This is a genomic window from Corynebacterium halotolerans (assembly GCF_050107895.1).
Taxonomy (GTDB): Bacteria; Actinomycetota; Actinomycetes; order Mycobacteriales; family Mycobacteriaceae; genus Corynebacterium; species Corynebacterium halotolerans_B.
The window spans coordinates 1-15,021 of record NZ_JBNILW010000004.1; the positions used below are offsets into that span (position 1 = coordinate 1).

Consider the following 15,021-nt stretch of genomic DNA (forward strand, 5'->3'; position numbering starts at 1 on the left):
GGACCCAAAAGCGCGCAAGGCGGTGTGAGTTTCTATGTCACACTCGCCGAACTCCAGACCGCTGTCATCAGGTTGTTGGCCTATTGCCCGTACTGTGGCCGCGCCCCCACCTAACAAAGCACTACTAGTCGGGGAACCCCACGAAGCGGGTGCTGATCGCGGGCTCATCCCGTGACAGCGCGAGCCCCTCCCACGGCAGCTTGACCAGCTGCTGGGACAGGAACTCCCGGGAGGTGTCCAGGTCGGGCAGCCCCGCGATGATCTCACCGTCACGGATCAGGGGGATGGTCAGTTCATCCACGAGGAGATTGCCGCAGTCCGGGCGCTCAGAGTGGAAGGGGTAGACGATTTCCTCGACGGCCGTGCCGGAGGCCCGGTGGGTACGCGCCGCCCGTTTGGCACCGCCTTGCATGGCCTTGCCCCGGGAGCGCTTGGCTACCGGGTTCCCCTCAACTTCCACCAGCTTGTAGACCATGCTGGCGGTCGGGGCTCCGGAACCGGTGACCACCGAGGTGCCTACGCCGAAGACATCCACCGGGTCGCCGCGTAGACCGGCGATGGCGAACTCGTCCAGGTCGGAGGAGACGACGATCCTGGTGTTGTAGGCGCCGAGCTCATCCAGCTGCTTGCGGACCCGCCGGGTGAGAGCCCCCAGGTCTCCAGAGTCGATACGTACGCCGCCGAGTTCGGTGCCGGCCACCTCGATCGCGGTCTGCACTCCCTTGGTGATGTCATAGGTGTCGACCAGGAGAGTTGTGTCGACACCGAGAGATTCGACCTGGGAACGGAAAGCCTCAGCCTCGTTCGGGCTGCCGTCTGCGTTGACGTGCAGCAGGGTCCAGGCGTGGGCGGAGGTGCCGGAGGCGGGGATGCCGTAGCGGTAGGAGGCCTCCATATTGGAGGTGGCGGTGAAGCCGGCCAGGTAGGCCGCCCGGGAGGCGGTGACGGCGGCGTATTCGTGGGTGCGCCGGGAACCCATCTCAATGATCGGTCGGCCGTCCGCTGCGGTGACCATGCGCGCGGCGGCGGAGGCCACGGCCGAGTCCGCGTTCATGATCGACAGGACCACGGTTTCCAGCACGACGCATTCGGCGAAGGTACCGCGCACCGTCAGCAGTGGGGAGTAGGGGAAGTAGATGTCACCCTCACGGTAGCCGTCGACCTGCCCGGAGAACCGGAAGTTACGCAGGTAATCCACCGTCTCGGCATTGAGGAAGTCCAGCGTGGCCAGCTGATCCTCGGTGAACACGTAATCTCTGATGGCGCGCAGCACCCGGGCCGTTCCCGCCACCACGCCATAGCGGCGTTCATTGGGCAGTTTCCGGGAGAACACCTCGAAGGTGCACTCGCGGTTGGCCGTGCCGTCGGCGAGGGCCGCCTCCAACATGGTCAGTTCATACTTGTCCGTCAAAAATGACGTGGAGCGGTTCTTCGGGAGCGACGACTGGTCTGGGGAATTCACAGCCCCCACCTTAATGCAGGTGGGTGAGGGGCAGGGGCGACCGTGTCCGAAAAGGGGGCCCACTTAGTGTGCCCTGATCCACACTTGTTCGAGAGCTTGACTAGGCTGGCTGACATGAAAGGGCCAATTGACGAAAAGCTGGATTGCCCCTGGGTAAACGCCGTGGCGGCGGACCCGGGCACCCCCGTGCCATCCACCACTCGGCGGCCGGCGGTGCGGTTGATGGGTTCCCCCATGGCCACGCCCGACGTCGAGGAGGATATCGAGGTCAATGTCGCCACCAGTGAGAACCTCCCCTGGCTCTGCATCGTCTGGGATGACCCGGTCAACCTGATGAGTTACGTGACCTACGTGTTCCAGACGGTGCTGGGCTACAGCCGTAAACGCGCCAATGAACTGATGATGCAGGTCCACACCGAGGGCAAGGCAGTGGTCAGTTCGGGGGAGAAGGACAAGGTCGAAGGTGACGTGAAGAAACTCCACACCGCCGGCCTGTGGGCGACGATGCAGCAGGCAGGATAGAAGTATGCAGCCATGGAAGAAGAAGAAAGGTCTCATGCGCGCGGCAAAGTACAGCTGCGTGCTCGAGCCGATGGAACGCGAAGTGCTCGGTGACCTCTCCGCCACCGTTTCCGAGGCGTTGATCAAGCGGGCGCAATCCGCACCGAAGGATGAGCTGGCGGAGATGACCGGGATCCCCTCGGGGCACAAGGATGCTCCGGAGGATCCCTCGCTGGCCCGTCTGCTGCCTGATTTCGAACGCGACGGCGATGAAGAGTATGACGGCGACAACTCGCTGCTGCGCTCTCTGCATGAGAATGACATCACCAAGGCCAAGCTCGCCAACCTCCAGGTGCTCAACCATGCGCTCGGTCCGGACGGCGGCGTCACCGTCACGGCGACCGAAGAGGAGGCCCAGAGCTGGGCCGCTGCCCTGAATGACATCCGGTTATTCGTTGCCGCCGGGGAAGTCCGCGGTGGGGAACAGGCGGTCCAGGACCGGGACAATCTGGTGGAATGGCTGGCGTTCAACCAGGACTCGCTGCTCAGCGCCATGATGGGTAACTAGCGATGACGCTTACCGACGTCCCCGGCATCCATCTCGGCCACGACAGCGCCGGGGACACCGGGGTCACCGTCGTGGTGGCCCCGGCCGGGGCGGTGGGTGCGGTGGACGTGCGCGGTGGGGGACCGGGGACGCGGGAAACTGACCTGCTGGCCCCGCATAACACCGTGGAGCGGGTCCACGCCGTCACCCTCACCGGCGGCTCGGCGTTCGGGCTGGCCGCGGCCGACGGGGTGATGACGACCCTGGAGACCAGGGGTATCGGCTTCCCGGTCTTCGGCCCCGACCGGCCCGGGCCGATTGTGCCGATTGTGCCGGCCGCGGTCATCTTCGACCTGGATGTCGGAGATCCCGGAAACCGACCGACCGCGGCGTCCGGTTCCCGGGCCGTCGAGTCGGCCCTGGGCGGGGCGGACGCGGCGTCGGCAAGCAGTTCGGTGGGGGCCGGCTGCGGGGCGACCGCGGGCCGGGTGCGCGGTGGTTTCGGACAGGCGGTGGCCCGGGTGGGGGAATGGACCGTGGCGGCCGGGGTGGTGGCCAATCCCGTGGGCGAGGTCATTGACGCTGCCACCGGACGCCTCTTCGGGGCGCCGTCCCTACCGCCCGTCGACCCCGCTGCGTTCGGGGCCCTGGGGGCGTCGGGGGCGAAGCTCAACACGACGATCGGGGTGATCGCCACCGACGCCCCGCTGAACAAGGCGCAGGCCACCCGGGTGGCGATGGTGGGGCATGACGGGATCGCCCGGGCGGTGTATCCGGCGCATTCTCCGATGGACGGCGACACCCTGTTCACCATGGCCACCGGTGACGGTTCCGGGGTGGGCGTCGCGGAGCTCGCGGAGCTGTCCGCTGCTGCGGCGGAGTGCGTGCGGGAGGCGATTGTCACGGCTGTGACCACAGCGGAACCTGGGCTCTCGCTGAGCACCTGGGGGGAGTTACGGAAGCGGGACTCGGGGCAGGTGTGAGTTCCCTGTCGGCTTCCTGGGAACTGCCGGAGGAGCCGCCCGTCTGCTTTGGTTAGCGATGTCCACAGGTGGTACTACTGCTTGCGGAGGTGATCCCCGGCGGTCGCGGACGCTTCCCCCAGTTAATGCACCGCCCGTGGAAGGAATCGATGTACGTACCCGGTCCGAGGGGCCTGTCCCGCAGAGTCTTCGCCCTCGTGGTGGCCGCCAGCCTGGGGATCTCCGCCTGCTCGCTGCCCGGTTCGGTCACCGAGACCGTCACCGGCACCGCCGCCCCGGAATCCGACCCGGATCCGGTGCCGTCGGAGGTGATTGAGGAGTTGGACGGCCAGCCCCTGGCCTACCAACTGGATGAGATCGCCGGCATCGTCGCCGATGACCTCGACGTGCAGGTCGGCATCGCGGTCTTTGATGAAGCGGGCGTGCAGCAGGCCGGTCGGCTGATGTCGGGTGCCGCCTGGTCGACGGTCAAGGTGCCGCTGGCCGTCGCCGCCTTGAGGAGCGACCCCGATCTGGTCCCGGTGGTCAACGCCGCGATCGAGGAGTCCGATAACGACGTCGCCGTTGAGCTCTGGGAGTCGCTCGGCGACGCGGTGTCCGCTCGGGAACAGGTCGAGGCCGTGCTGCGGGAAACCGGGGATGAGGTCACCGTCATCGACGGTGACCACTTCGAGGAGAACTCGCGCGGTTTCGGTGACTCGGAATGGACGCTGGCGGCGCAGGCGAAGCTGGCCGTTCAGATGCGGTGCATGGCCGGCGCGGGCCCGGTGCTGGAATCGATGGGGCACATCAATGATGAGCACCGCTACGGGCTCGGCCAGGTGGCGGACACCGTGTTCAAGGGCGGGTGGGGGCCGGATGAGGACACCGGTGACTATCTGGTACGCCAGTTCGGGCTGTTCCCCGTCGGTTCCGGAGAGGTGGGTATCGCTCTGGCGGTCCACCCCGGAGACGGCAGCTATGAAACCGGCCAGTTGGCCCTGACCCGGATCGCGGAGGCTCTGGAGCCGGTGCTGGATGACGCCCGTCCCGTCAGCTGCCGCTAGTCGCGCGGCTGAGGCCGTCTTCGCCAGCGCACCTCACTTTCAGGGACTCCCCCGGCTAGTCTGGGAACCATCATGAGCTACCAGAACCAGTTCCCGCTGCAACCGATGCCCGGTGGTAACCGTCCGGCCCGACAGTCGTCGAGGCAGCCTTCCCGTCTGCGCACCGGCCTGACCTACGGCATCGGCTATGTCGTGGTGATCTGGGCGGTGTATTTCCTCAACCTGGCGCTTGGCAGGTCGCTGGATTACTACGGCATCCATCCGCTGGACATTTCCTCGATCTGGCACATCTTCACCTCTCCGCTCCTGCATGCGAATCTGGAGCACCTGATCTCCAATACCGTGCCGGGGGCGGTCTTCTGCTTCCTGATCGGCCTCTCCGGGCACCGGGTGTTCTGGGAGGTGACGATGATTGCGTTGCTCATCGGTGGAATCGGCACCTGGCTGCTGGGCGGGGTCGGCACCAACCACATCGGCGCCTCCGGTCTGGTGTACGGCTGGTTGGCCTACCTGGTCATCCGCGGCATCTTCAACCGCAGCCTCACTCAGATCCTGCTCGGCGTCGTCCTGGGCTTCGTCTATTCGGGACTGGTCTGGGGCGTGTTGCCCGGGACCCCGGGGGTTTCCTGGCAGGCCCACCTCTTCGGGGCCGTGGGTGGCCTCGGAGCGGGCGTCTTCATCACCTCCGATGACCCGCGGCCGAAGCGGAAACAGCTCAGCGCCACCCGGCCGGGACAACTCGGACGGTAGCTGCCCAGGCGGCGCTGTGCGTCCCGGCGCCGGGCACCCCATCGCCTGCCCGGTAGCGGGTGAGCCGGGCCCCCGGCTCCCGGTCCGCAAAGCCGTGCGCTCTGTGTCGCAAATTACAGTATCGCTGCAATCGTGCGCTGGCTAACGTAGGGTCGATCTCAAGTCCGGCCCAGGTGTACCCGGCGAATATCTGCCGCAGGCCGGATGACAATCCCATTGCTTCCGGAGGTTTGTAGATGGCTGCTTTCATATCTGAAGTGCTCGCGGGCAAGGGCATCACCCTTCCGCCCGAGCACCGGGAGAAGCTCCCGGCGAAGTGGTCCGAGATTCAGCGGCTCAAGGGGGACCTGTCGGGCATCAGGCTCGAGGATGCGGACATCGCCCTGCGCAATATTCCCGGTGGTGATCACCTTGAGCGATGAACTGCTGAAGCGCACCGCCACAGAAGTCGGTGAGCTGATCCGCACCGGTGAGGTGACCTCCGTGGAAGTCACCCGCCAGCTACTGGAGCACGCACACAGTCTCAACAGTACGGTCAACGCCTACATCAGTTTCCGGGATGACCGGGCGCTGGAGGAGGCCCACAACGCCGACGCCGAGATCGCCGCCGGCCGCCACCGTGGCCCGTTGCACGGGGTGCCGATGGCGATCAAGGACAATCTCTACGTCGCCGGGGAAACCACGACCATGGCGTCGAAGATCCACGGGGAGTTCGTCCCCGGTGACAACGCCACCGTGGTGGACAAGCTCCGGGAGGCCGGGGTGGTGCTCACGGGCAAGTTGAACATGCACGAGTACGCGTGGGGCATCGACAACAACAGCCCGCACTTCGGTCCCGTGCGCAATCCCTGGGACCTGGACAAGGTGCCGGGCGGCTCCTCCGGTGGGTCCGGGGCCGCAGTGGCCGCGGACATGAGCTTTTCCACCCTGGGCACCGACACCGCCGGTTCGATCCGGATCCCCTCCGCGGCCTGCGGCCTGGTCGGGATGAAGCCCACCCACGGCCGGGTGGCCAAGTTCGGTTGCTTCCCGCTCGCCTGGACCCTGGACCACATCGGCCCGATGTCCAAGAGCGTTGCCGACGCCGCGGCAATGCTGCAGGCGATCGCGGGCCATGACCCCCGTGATCCCACGTCCCTCGACGTGCCGGTGGGGGACTACGGCACGGCCGCCAGCGGTGCTCCGCAGGAGCTGGTGATCGGCGTCGAGGAGGACTACTTCTTCCGTGATGTCGACACCGGGGTGGAAAAGCTCGTCCGGGCCCAGATCGACCAGCTGGTGGCGGCCGGAGCAACGGTGAAGCAGGTGTCCATTCCTTCGCTGGCCTACTCGGAGTGGGCCGAACTGGCCACCAGTCTCTCGGAGGCGTCGGCGATCCACCACGATGATCTGGTCAACCGGCCGGACGACTTCGGACCGGACATCCGCTTCCTCTTTGAGCTGGGGGAGCTGTTTACCGCGGTGGACTACCTGCAGGCCCAGCAGGTCCGCCGTCAGATCAAGCAGGAGTTCTCCACCGCCCTGCGGGAGGTGGACGTCATCATCGCCCCGACGCTACCGGTGATGGCGCCCGACATCGGTTCCGTCATGGCGGACCTGAACGACGTCCAGGTGGATCTGGTGGACAACTTCATCCGCTACACCGGGCCGAGCAACCTGACCGGCCTTCCGGCGCTGACTCTGCCGGCGGGGCTCAAGGACGGGCTCCCCGTTGGTCTCCAGTTGATCGGTGGGGCCTTCGAGGAGGAGACCCTGTTCAATGTGGCCGCCCGGATCGAGGCGACCGATCCAATGCAGGGACAGCGGGCGCCGGTGGGAGCCTGAGGACGTCTGGGGGCGTCTGAGAGCGCAGCACCCGGCAGGATCATCGGACCCATCCGAGACCCGGATATGGCAGAATCCCGCGGCACCCCGGTCATGCGGCCGGGGTGCCGCGGGGTGTGTCGGACGCGGCTTCGTCTGAGGTGGGGCTACTTGAGGAAGGGCTCGGAAACCTTGTCCAGCTCCGTGACCTCGGTGTCGGCCAACTGGAGCGATGGAGCGGCCATCAGTGCCGGCAGCTGATCCGGAGTGGACACCGAAGCGATCGGGGCGGTAACTCCCTTGGCGAGCTGCCAGGCGAGAGCCACGGTGGTCGGCTCGGCGTCGTGGGCGTCGGCGATCTTGACCAGGGCGTCAACCACGGCGAAGGCCCCGGAGTTGTCGTAGCCGGCGAGGAAGTCCTCCCGGGAAACCCCCTTGAAATCCTCGGAGGTACGGTACTTGCCGGTCAGCATGCCGGAGGCCAGGGAAAAGTAGGGCAGCAGCGCGGCGTTGAAGTCCTCTGCCAGCTTGCCGTAGCCGTTCTTCTCGACGTCACCACGGTGCAGCAGGCTGTACTGCGGCTGCACCGCGACCGGCAGGGCTGCGGTGCCCCGGGCGGCCTCGAAGAACTCGCGGGCCCGCTCCGGGGAGTGGTTGGACAGGGCCAAATGGCGCACCCGCCCGGAATCGATCAGCTCGGTGGCGGTGGCCACCTGCTCCGCGATGGGAGTGTTCTCGTCGTCGTAGTGGTAGTAGTACACATCGATGGTCTCTACCCCGAGACGCTGGCGGGAGGCGTCCACGGCGGCGAAGACCGCGTCGCGGGACAGTCCCGCATTCGGTTCCAGGGCGCCGCCCTTGGTGGCCACGATGACCTTGTCGTAGGCGTCGCGCTCCTTGAGCCACTTACCGATCAGTGCCTCGGACTCGCCGCCCTGGTGCCCGTCCACCCAGGAGGAGTACATGTCGGCGGTGTCGATGAAGTTGCCGCCGGCCTCCACGAAGGCGTCGAGGACCTCGAAGGTGGTCTGCTCGTCGGCGGTCCAGCCGAAGGGGTTGCCGCCGAGGTTCAACGGGAAGACGTCAAAGTCGGTGCGGGGGATGCGGCGGGTGGTCATGGTCAACATATCTCCTCGTGTGGATCGGGTATCTCGTCCAAGGCCGACCCTAGACACTAATAATTGATACGTCAATCAAATTTTCCGGGCAGGGCCGACAGCGCCGAATGTACCGTCGTGGCCAGCAGCGCGCCGCGAGCCGATATGATGGGGCGATATGAGTGAGGAACCCGTGAAGTGGCTCAATGAGGTTGAGACCGAAACCTGGCTGAACATCTGGTCGCTGTATGTCTGGCTGCCCTCCCGCCTGGACGCACAGCTGAAGGAAAACATCGGCATCAGCCACTATGAGTACTTCGCCCTGGCGCAGATCTCCATGGCCCCGGAACAGAAACTGCGCATGAGCGAGCTGGCGGCCCTGTCGGACATGACGCTCTCGCACCTGTCGCGTGTGGTCACCCGTCTGGAGAAGCAGGGCTGGGTGACCCGGCTGCCGGACCCCGATGACGGCCGTTCCACCCTGGCGGCGCTGACCGAGGAGGGCTGGGAACTGGTGCGCCGCGCCGCGCCGGGACATGTCAACGAGGTACGCAAGCTCGTCTTCGACAACCTGGAGCAGAAGGAGATTGAACAGCTCTCGGCGATCATGCCCAAGATCGTGGACTCCCTGAACCCACCGAGGAAGCCGCGTGCCTAGGGGACTGCAGCCGGGTACACCAGCGGATCCGGCGGCACCGATCGGGATCTTCGACTCCGGAGTCGGCGGGCTGACGGTGGCCCGGACGATCATGGACCAGTTGCCGCACGAGTCCATCATCTACCTCGGTGACACCGCGAACGGGCCCTACGGCCCCCTGCCCATCGCCGAAGTCCGGCAGCACGCCACCCGCATCGCCGATGAGCTGGTGGAGCGTGGCTGCAAGATGCTGGTCATCGCCTGCAACACCGCCTCCGCCGCTTTCCTGCGCGATGCCCGGGAGCGCTACGACGTTCCGGTGGTGGAGGTCATTCAGCCTGCGGTGCGCCGTGCGGTGGCCACCACCCGCAACGGCCGGGTCGGCGTGATCGGCACCGTGGGAACCATCAAGTCCGGCGCCTATCAGGACATGTTCGCCGCGAATCCCAACGTTCAGGTGCACGCGCAGGCCTGTCCGAGTTTCGTCGACTTCGTCGAGCGCGGCATCACCACCGGGCGGCAGATCCTGGGCGTTGCGGAGGCATATCTGGAACCGCTGCAGAGCTCCGGCGTGGACACTCTCGTGCTCGGTTGCACGCATTATCCGCTGCTCTCCGGCGTCATCCAGTTGGCTGTCGGTGAGGGGGTCACCCTGATCTCCAGCTCTGAGGAGTCGGCCAAGGCAGTGGTGCGTGAATTGAGTCTGCGGGATCTGCTGGCTGAGCCGGGGGAGCAGGAGCCCACCCGCGTCTTCGAATCCACGGGGGACCCCGAGATCTTCGAGAAACTCTCAGCTCGCTTCCTCGGTCCCGGGCTGGACCACGCGGTGAAGTCACCGATCCAGTAGTGTCGACCGCCCGGATCCGCCCCTGAAGTGGGGTGTGACCCTGGTGCACCAAGGTGTGCAATCTCTTAACTTTGCAGTGTTTCAGTCGAGGAAAGCTGAAATTCATGGCAGAGTAAACCCATGAAGTTGCGCATCCTCGGGAGTTCCGGCAGCGTGTCCGGGCCGGACAATCCCGCCTCGGGGTACCTTGTCACCGTTGACAACGCTCCTGCCGTGATCATGGACCTCGGCCCCGGGACACTGGGTGAGCTCCAGCAGATCCAGGATCCGGTCGACGCCCACGTGGTTTTTTCCCACCTCCACGCGGACCACTGCCTGGACTTTCCCTCACTCCTGGTCTGGCGGCGCTTCCACCCCCACCATCCGGCAGACGGGCGCAGTCTCTGCTTCGGCCCGGCGGACACCCCGAACCATCTCGGCCGGCTCAGCTCGGATACGCCGGGAGAGGTGGACGACTTCTCCGATTCTTTCGCCTTCGCCGCCTGGGAGCATGGTCGCACCGAGATCGTGGACCGGGTCAACATCACGCCCTACTCGGTGGTGCACCCCATCGAGGCCTTCGGATTGCGGATCGTCGAGCACACCAGCAACAAGGTGCTGGCCTACTCCGGGGACAGCGCCTACACCGAGAATCTCGTCGAGTGCGCCCGCGACGCAGACGTCTTTCTCTGTGAGGCCACCTGGGGGGACGGCACCACCCCCAGGCCGCCGCAGATGCACATGTCCGGTGGAGAGGCGGGCCGCATCGCCCGCCTGGCCGGGGCCAAGAAACTGCTGCTCACCCACATTCCGCCGTGGGGGGACCCGGAGGGGGCGCTGCGCGCGGCCCGCGAAGAATTCGACGGTCCCGTCAAGGTGGCCGAGTGCGGCCAGGTCTACGAGTTCTAAGGTCAACCGGGGACCGCGCGGCAACGGGGGCGTCGCTAAGCTGTCTCCCATGACTTCAACTTCCGACACGTTCCACCGCGCGGACGGCCGCGCTCTCGACCAGATGCGCACCGTCAAGATCACCCGGGGCTTCACCAGCAACCCGGCCGGTTCCGTGCTCATCGAATTCGGCAACACCCGCGTCATGTGCACCGCCTCCGCCGAGCTGGGCGTGCCCCGCTTCAAGCGCGGTTCCGGCGAGGGCTGGCTGACCGCCGAATACGCGATGCTGCCGGCTGCCACCCATGAGCGCATGCCGCGGGAATCCATGCGCGGCAAGGTCAAGGGCCGCACCCACGAGATCTCCCGGTTGATCGGGCGCAGCCTCCGTGCGGCCGTGGACCTCTCGCAGCTCGGCGAGAACACCATCAACATCGACTGCGACGTGCTGCAGGCCGATGGCGGCACCCGCACGGCCGCCATCACCGGGGCATATGTCGCACTCGCCGACGCCATCGCCCAGCTCAAGGCTCAGGGAGTGGTTCCCGGCTCCCCGCTGCTCCCGCCGGTCGCCGCCGTGTCCGTGGGCGTCATCGACGGCCACGTCTGCCTGGATCTGCCCTATGAGGAGGACTCCCGCGCTGAGGTCGACATGAACGTCATCATGACCGAGGGGGGCCGCTTCGTGGAGATCCAGGGGACCGGCGAGGAGGGCGACTTCGGTCGTGAACAGCTCAGCGAGATGCTCGACGCCGCGGAAAAGGGCTGCCGTGAATTGGTCACCGCCCAGCGCGCTGCACTCGGGGACGAGAAGTGATGAAGCTCCACGTCGCCTCCAACAACCCGAAGAAACTGAACGAGCTGCGCCGGATTCTCGACGCCGCCGGGATCAGCGGCGTGGAGCTGCTGGCGCTCGCCGACGTCCCGGACTACCCCGAACCCGTCGAGGATGGACGCACCTTCGCTGATAATGCGCTCATCAAGGCGCGCGCCGGTGCCGCGGCCACCGGGTACGTGACAGTGGCGGATGACTCCGGTCTGACGGTCGACGAACTCAACGGGATGCCCGGGGTGCTCTCCGCCCGCTGGTCCGGCCAGCACGGCGATGACCGGGCCAATAATGATCTCCTGCTGGCGCAACTGGCAGACGTGCCCGATTCCCGTCGGGGCGCGGCATTTATTTCGGTGTGTGCGCTGGTGACTCCGGACGGCACCGAACGGGTCGCGGAAGGGGAGTGGCGCGGTCATCTGCTCCGGGAGCTCGTGGGGGACAACGGTTTCGGTTATGACCCGCTGTTCGTTCCCATGGAAGAGGAACTGATCGGAGCTGAGGGGCGCAGCTCCGCACAGCTCACCGCGGCAGAAAAGGACGCTCTGTCCCACCGCGGCAAGGCACTGGAGCAGTTGGCGCCGTATATCGCGAACCTGGCCCGGGCTTAACACCCGATTGTCGAAGGGACGTCTCGGAATGCGCTGAGACGTCCCTACTGCTTTCTCAGGTCCTGCGCTATGATGAGGGCGAAGAGTTAACCGGTGGACGCTGTCGTGGTGGTCCATGCCCCAGATTTTGAGGAACAGGTGTCATGTTGTCGCTGACGTGGTTGTCGAGTGGAGCCACCGGCCTGACCCGTCCCTTCATTGCTGCCCTGATGGCCCTGGCTGCCGCTCTGGGCATCGATATTGACACTGCAGATTACATTCCAGCACCCCAGGAGCAGACGGTCAGCTCGGCCCCGTCGAGCACGTCCTCCCGGGCCGGGGAGTGGTCCTACGTGAAGACCCCGAACGGAAAGAACCTGGTCGGCGGCGATCTCAAGGCATGGGAGCAGCAGAAACAAACCGGCCCGAAGACCCTGCAGATCGGCTTCTCCGGGCCCGACCGCGCCTGTACCCCCTACCGTGTCGAGGTCCAGGAGACGGACACGACAGTGCAGGTGAATCTGTACGCGGACGCCGTGCAACCCGACGGGAAATCACCTCGTTCCACTGACCCGGACGTCTGCAAGGAAGCACCGAAGCACTACTACATCGAGGTGGAGACCTCGGACCCGATTGGAAAGCGGGAGATCGTTCAGCAGCTCTGAGGGGAGCCGGCGGCTGAAGGTGTCGGTGACTGATGTTCTCGGGATATTGCCCCCGAAATTGGGGTATTTTGCGCCTGCCGTTACTGGCTCCCGAGAACTGGGACAACGCTGATTCCTGCCTGAGTGTTATCGCTCCACGGACTTGGTGGTGGATAGAAGGGGCTCGGAGGGTGGCGAAAGCACGGCCCGACCCCGGCCCTGGGTCTTCGTGCCGATGCAGCGGCGCCGCCGATGACTGCGCAACCCCTGAATTTGAGGTATCAGCCGAGTTCACACGGTTTTCAGTAGGAGGCTTGGGGAGCCCTTGCACTGGCCGGGAAAATCGGGATCTGGTGGTCTGATTCGTCTCCCGCTGTGAAGTCGTGGCCCCGGAACCTATCGGCCCGAGCGCTCCGGGGGTTCCCTAAAACCGGCCCGGACACCCCGGACGCACGCTCACTCCCTTGAATCCGTGAGGTGCCTGTCATGTCTGTCTTAGGTTCGTCTTCGGCGCCCCGGCGTTCAACAATCTGCTGGACCCGCTTCCTGTTCTCGTGCCGGGATCGGCCACCGGTGCTCGCCGGGCGGGCAGTAGAATAGGAAAGACCGCATAAGCAATGAGGATCGCCCTGAGCCGCAGTAGTGTGCGGTTCAGGGCGATTCTTCAGAACCTGGCCGGGCGGCGGCGTGGCTTAGCTCTGGTTCAACTGGAACTTCGTGGTGACTTCGTGGCGGCGTCTGTTCTCCACCCAGAAGGACAGGAACGGCACGACACCGGAAATCACGGTGACCAACCAGGTCACCGGCTGCCACCGGGCCTTGAGGCCGAGGTTGAATGTACAGATCACGAAGATCAGGTAGGCCCAGCCGTGGAAAATGGCCACCAGGGTGGTCCACCCCGGGAGCTCCATGTTGAGCAGGTATTCCATGATCATGCGGATCACCAGCAGGATCAGGAAGACGCCGGTCACCCAGGCGGAGATGGAGAAGAGCGTCAAGGCGGTGCGAACCCGCCGCTTCCGCTCCGGGTGGACCTGCTGAACGGGGGACTGCTGCTGAGTCATCTGTTGCTTTCGTTGGTTCCGCCCGCGGAAACCGCATCGTCGGAGTCATGCCGATGCCGGCGCGGGGTGTTGAGTTTATTGAAGGTGTCCACGTCGATCCGCGGCCGCTCCGGGAGGAACTCCTCGTCGATCTCGGTCGACTTCTCCTCGAAGATCAACTTGTCTGCCTCGTACAGGGCGTTGGGGTCCTCGGATTCGTTCTGGGCGTCGATCATCTCGTTCTCGTACTTCATCCAGAGTCGGTACGCGATCACGACGAAGGCACCGAACATCGGCCACTGCAGGGCATAACCGAGGTTCTGGAAAGTGCCGGAGCCCGCCTGGAATCGTGTCCACTGCCAATATGCGAGGGAGATGCAGGCGATCACGGCGAGACTGATGAAGATGACGTGCGACGCCCGCACCTTCTTCCGCTCTTTGTGGTTACCGTTGTTTTCGCTCACGCCCCCAGGATACCCAACTACCCCCGAAAAGCGGATTCGCTGTCCGAGGTGGTGACCAAGTACACTTTCCGTGGTCAGGCGCTCGTGGCGGAATTGGCAGACGCGCTGGATTTAGGTTCCAGTGTCCTAGGACGTGAGGGTTCAAGTCCCTCCGAGCGCACCACATCGCAGCTTCCCGGCGGTGCCCGGCCCGGGTGCCGCCGGAAACGAAGCCCGGACCCGGGGTCGTGGCGGCGCCAGTAGCGTGCCACGGGCCTGGGTTCCATTGTTTCCGGGAGCGCGTCGGCAGCGCCGGGCGGGGGAGAGGCTGTCTGGCCCGGATCAGGGCCTTCCCCGGCTCTCGCCCGAAGATGAGTGAGAGCTGCCGGCTGAGAACACGGCACCGGAGACCGCGGGGCGGCATCGGCGGCCCCTCGGCCCGTGCGGATTCACCGGCACGGGAGCCTGTCACGGTCCGTGCCATCCACTACTGTGTGGCCCATGAGCATCTCCCACTTCATTGATGACTGGTTCGATGCCACCGGTTCCCTTCCCATCGTGGAGGTGGAGCCGGATCATGAGTGCCAGGAGTTTTTGCCCGAGGAGGGTGTGATTCTTGTCCCCACTGTCCCGGGAAGTGGAGTTGAACACACTACCACGGATGATGCCGCAGAATTGGTCCGTGATCTTCTCGGATAGCCGGTGACCGGCGCAAAGAGAAGCGTTGCCGTGGCCCTCAGCGGGCGTTTCGCGTTACATCGGCATGTCGGCTGACCGGGAAATCGCCGCTGTGCGCCCTCCGACACGTCACCCGCTGGGGCAGAAAGATGACGCTTTCCTCATGATTTTGTGGCATATTTGGCAGTCGAAACTTCTGGGCACCCGTGTGCCCTGGGTTAGACATGCATCGTAGGAAACACAGGAGCGAGCTT

Annotated in this window: 18 protein-coding genes and 1 tRNA gene; 15 read left to right on the top strand and 4 right to left on the bottom strand. The window is 65.4% G+C overall.

Translation table 11 applies throughout. The features are described 5' to 3' along the window. Positions 1–124: 124 nt before the first annotated feature. Positions 125–1,462: a nicotinate phosphoribosyltransferase gene (locus tag ACQCVD_RS05270; protein WP_426822673.1), complete on the bottom strand. Its 1,338-nt coding sequence runs from the start codon at positions 1,460–1,462 to the stop codon at positions 125–127. Between the two features lie 222 nt (positions 1,463–1,684). On the opposite strand from ACQCVD_RS05270, the gene clpS reads away from it, so the two are divergent. The 7 genes from clpS to ACQCVD_RS05305 all read left to right on the top strand — a co-directional run bounded on the left by clpS (position 1,685) and on the right by ACQCVD_RS05305 (position 7,113). Then, on the top strand, positions 1,685–1,984 hold the full coding sequence (gene clpS / locus ACQCVD_RS05275; protein ID WP_426822853.1) for an ATP-dependent Clp protease adapter ClpS: 300 nt from the start codon (positions 1,685–1,687) through the stop codon (positions 1,982–1,984). Between the two features lie 4 nt (positions 1,985–1,988). After that, on the top strand, positions 1,989–2,531 hold the full coding sequence (locus tag ACQCVD_RS05280) for a DUF2017 domain-containing protein (protein ID WP_426822674.1): 543 nt from the start codon (positions 1,989–1,991) through the stop codon (positions 2,529–2,531). Between the two features lie 2 nt (positions 2,532–2,533). Continuing rightward, positions 2,534–3,493, top strand: coding sequence for a P1 family peptidase (locus ACQCVD_RS05285; RefSeq protein WP_426822675.1), 960 nt, complete (start codon positions 2,534–2,536; stop codon positions 3,491–3,493). Positions 3,494–3,642: 149 nt separating this feature from the next. Next, positions 3,643–4,539 (top strand): hypothetical protein, encoded by an 897-nt coding sequence (locus tag ACQCVD_RS05290; protein WP_426822676.1) that lies wholly within the window; start codon positions 3,643–3,645, stop codon positions 4,537–4,539. A gap of 72 nt (positions 4,540–4,611) precedes the next feature. Then, positions 4,612–5,289 (top strand): rhomboid family intramembrane serine protease, encoded by a 678-nt coding sequence (locus ACQCVD_RS05295; RefSeq protein ID WP_426822677.1) that lies wholly within the window; start codon positions 4,612–4,614, stop codon positions 5,287–5,289. A gap of 236 nt (positions 5,290–5,525) precedes the next feature. Then, positions 5,526–5,711 carry a hypothetical protein gene (locus ACQCVD_RS05300; RefSeq protein WP_426822678.1) on the top strand — a complete coding sequence of 62 codons (186 nt, stop codon included), beginning with the start codon at positions 5,526–5,528 and terminating at the stop codon, positions 5,709–5,711. Further along, positions 5,701–7,113, top strand: a complete 1,413-nt coding sequence (locus ACQCVD_RS05305; protein WP_426822854.1) for an amidase — start codon at positions 5,701–5,703, stop codon at positions 7,111–7,113. The genes ACQCVD_RS05300 and ACQCVD_RS05305 overlap by 11 nt, the downstream gene beginning before the upstream one ends. A 146-nt stretch (positions 7,114–7,259) precedes the next feature. Here ACQCVD_RS05305 and ACQCVD_RS05310 read toward each other — a convergent pair whose 3' ends face one another. Next, on the bottom strand, positions 7,260–8,210 hold the full coding sequence (locus tag ACQCVD_RS05310) for an aldo/keto reductase (RefSeq protein ID WP_426822679.1): 951 nt from the start codon (positions 8,208–8,210) through the stop codon (positions 7,260–7,262). 157 nt (positions 8,211–8,367) lie between these two features. Here ACQCVD_RS05310 and ACQCVD_RS05315 point away from each other — a divergent pair, with 157 nt between their 5' ends. From ACQCVD_RS05315 to ACQCVD_RS05340, 6 genes are all read left to right on the top strand, one after another. Further along, entirely contained in the window at positions 8,368–8,847 is a 480-nt protein-coding gene (locus tag ACQCVD_RS05315) for a MarR family winged helix-turn-helix transcriptional regulator (RefSeq protein WP_426822680.1), read from the top strand. Further along, positions 8,840–9,673 (top strand): glutamate racemase, encoded by an 834-nt coding sequence (murI, locus tag ACQCVD_RS05320; RefSeq protein ID WP_426822681.1) that lies wholly within the window; start codon positions 8,840–8,842, stop codon positions 9,671–9,673. The genes ACQCVD_RS05315 and murI overlap by 8 nt, the downstream gene beginning before the upstream one ends. Before the next feature lie 120 nt (positions 9,674–9,793). Next, positions 9,794–10,561 carry an MBL fold metallo-hydrolase gene (locus tag ACQCVD_RS05325; RefSeq protein ID WP_426822683.1) on the top strand — a complete coding sequence of 256 codons (768 nt, stop codon included), beginning with the start codon at positions 9,794–9,796 and terminating at the stop codon, positions 10,559–10,561. Positions 10,562–10,610: 49 nt separating this feature from the next. Then, a complete protein-coding gene (gene rph / locus ACQCVD_RS05330) occupies positions 10,611–11,357 on the top strand; it encodes a ribonuclease PH (RefSeq protein ID WP_426822684.1) in 747 nt (248 codons plus the stop codon). Beyond that, positions 11,357–11,980: an RdgB/HAM1 family non-canonical purine NTP pyrophosphatase gene (gene rdgB / locus ACQCVD_RS05335; protein WP_426822685.1), complete on the top strand. Its 624-nt coding sequence runs from the start codon at positions 11,357–11,359 to the stop codon at positions 11,978–11,980. Before rph ends, rdgB begins: the two co-directional genes overlap by 1 nt. Before the next feature lie 143 nt (positions 11,981–12,123). Continuing rightward, positions 12,124–12,624, top strand: coding sequence for a hypothetical protein (locus ACQCVD_RS05340; protein WP_426822686.1), 501 nt, complete (start codon positions 12,124–12,126; stop codon positions 12,622–12,624). Between the two features lie 671 nt (positions 12,625–13,295). Here ACQCVD_RS05340 and ACQCVD_RS05345 read toward each other — a convergent pair. Beyond that, positions 13,296–13,667, bottom strand: a complete 372-nt coding sequence (locus ACQCVD_RS05345; protein WP_426822687.1) for a DUF3817 domain-containing protein — start codon at positions 13,665–13,667, stop codon at positions 13,296–13,298. After that, positions 13,664–14,110: a hypothetical protein gene (locus tag ACQCVD_RS05350; protein WP_426822688.1), complete on the bottom strand. Its 447-nt coding sequence runs from the start codon at positions 14,108–14,110 to the stop codon at positions 13,664–13,666. The genes ACQCVD_RS05345 and ACQCVD_RS05350 overlap by 4 nt, the downstream gene beginning before the upstream one ends. A 78-nt stretch (positions 14,111–14,188) precedes the next feature. Here ACQCVD_RS05350 and ACQCVD_RS05355 point away from each other — a divergent pair. After that, positions 14,189–14,273, top strand: a tRNA-Leu gene (locus ACQCVD_RS05355). 317 nt (positions 14,274–14,590) lie between these two features. Then, a complete protein-coding gene (locus ACQCVD_RS05360; protein ID WP_426822689.1) occupies positions 14,591–14,788 on the top strand; it encodes a hypothetical protein in 198 nt (65 codons plus the stop codon). The last annotated feature ends 233 nt before the right edge of the window (positions 14,789–15,021 follow it).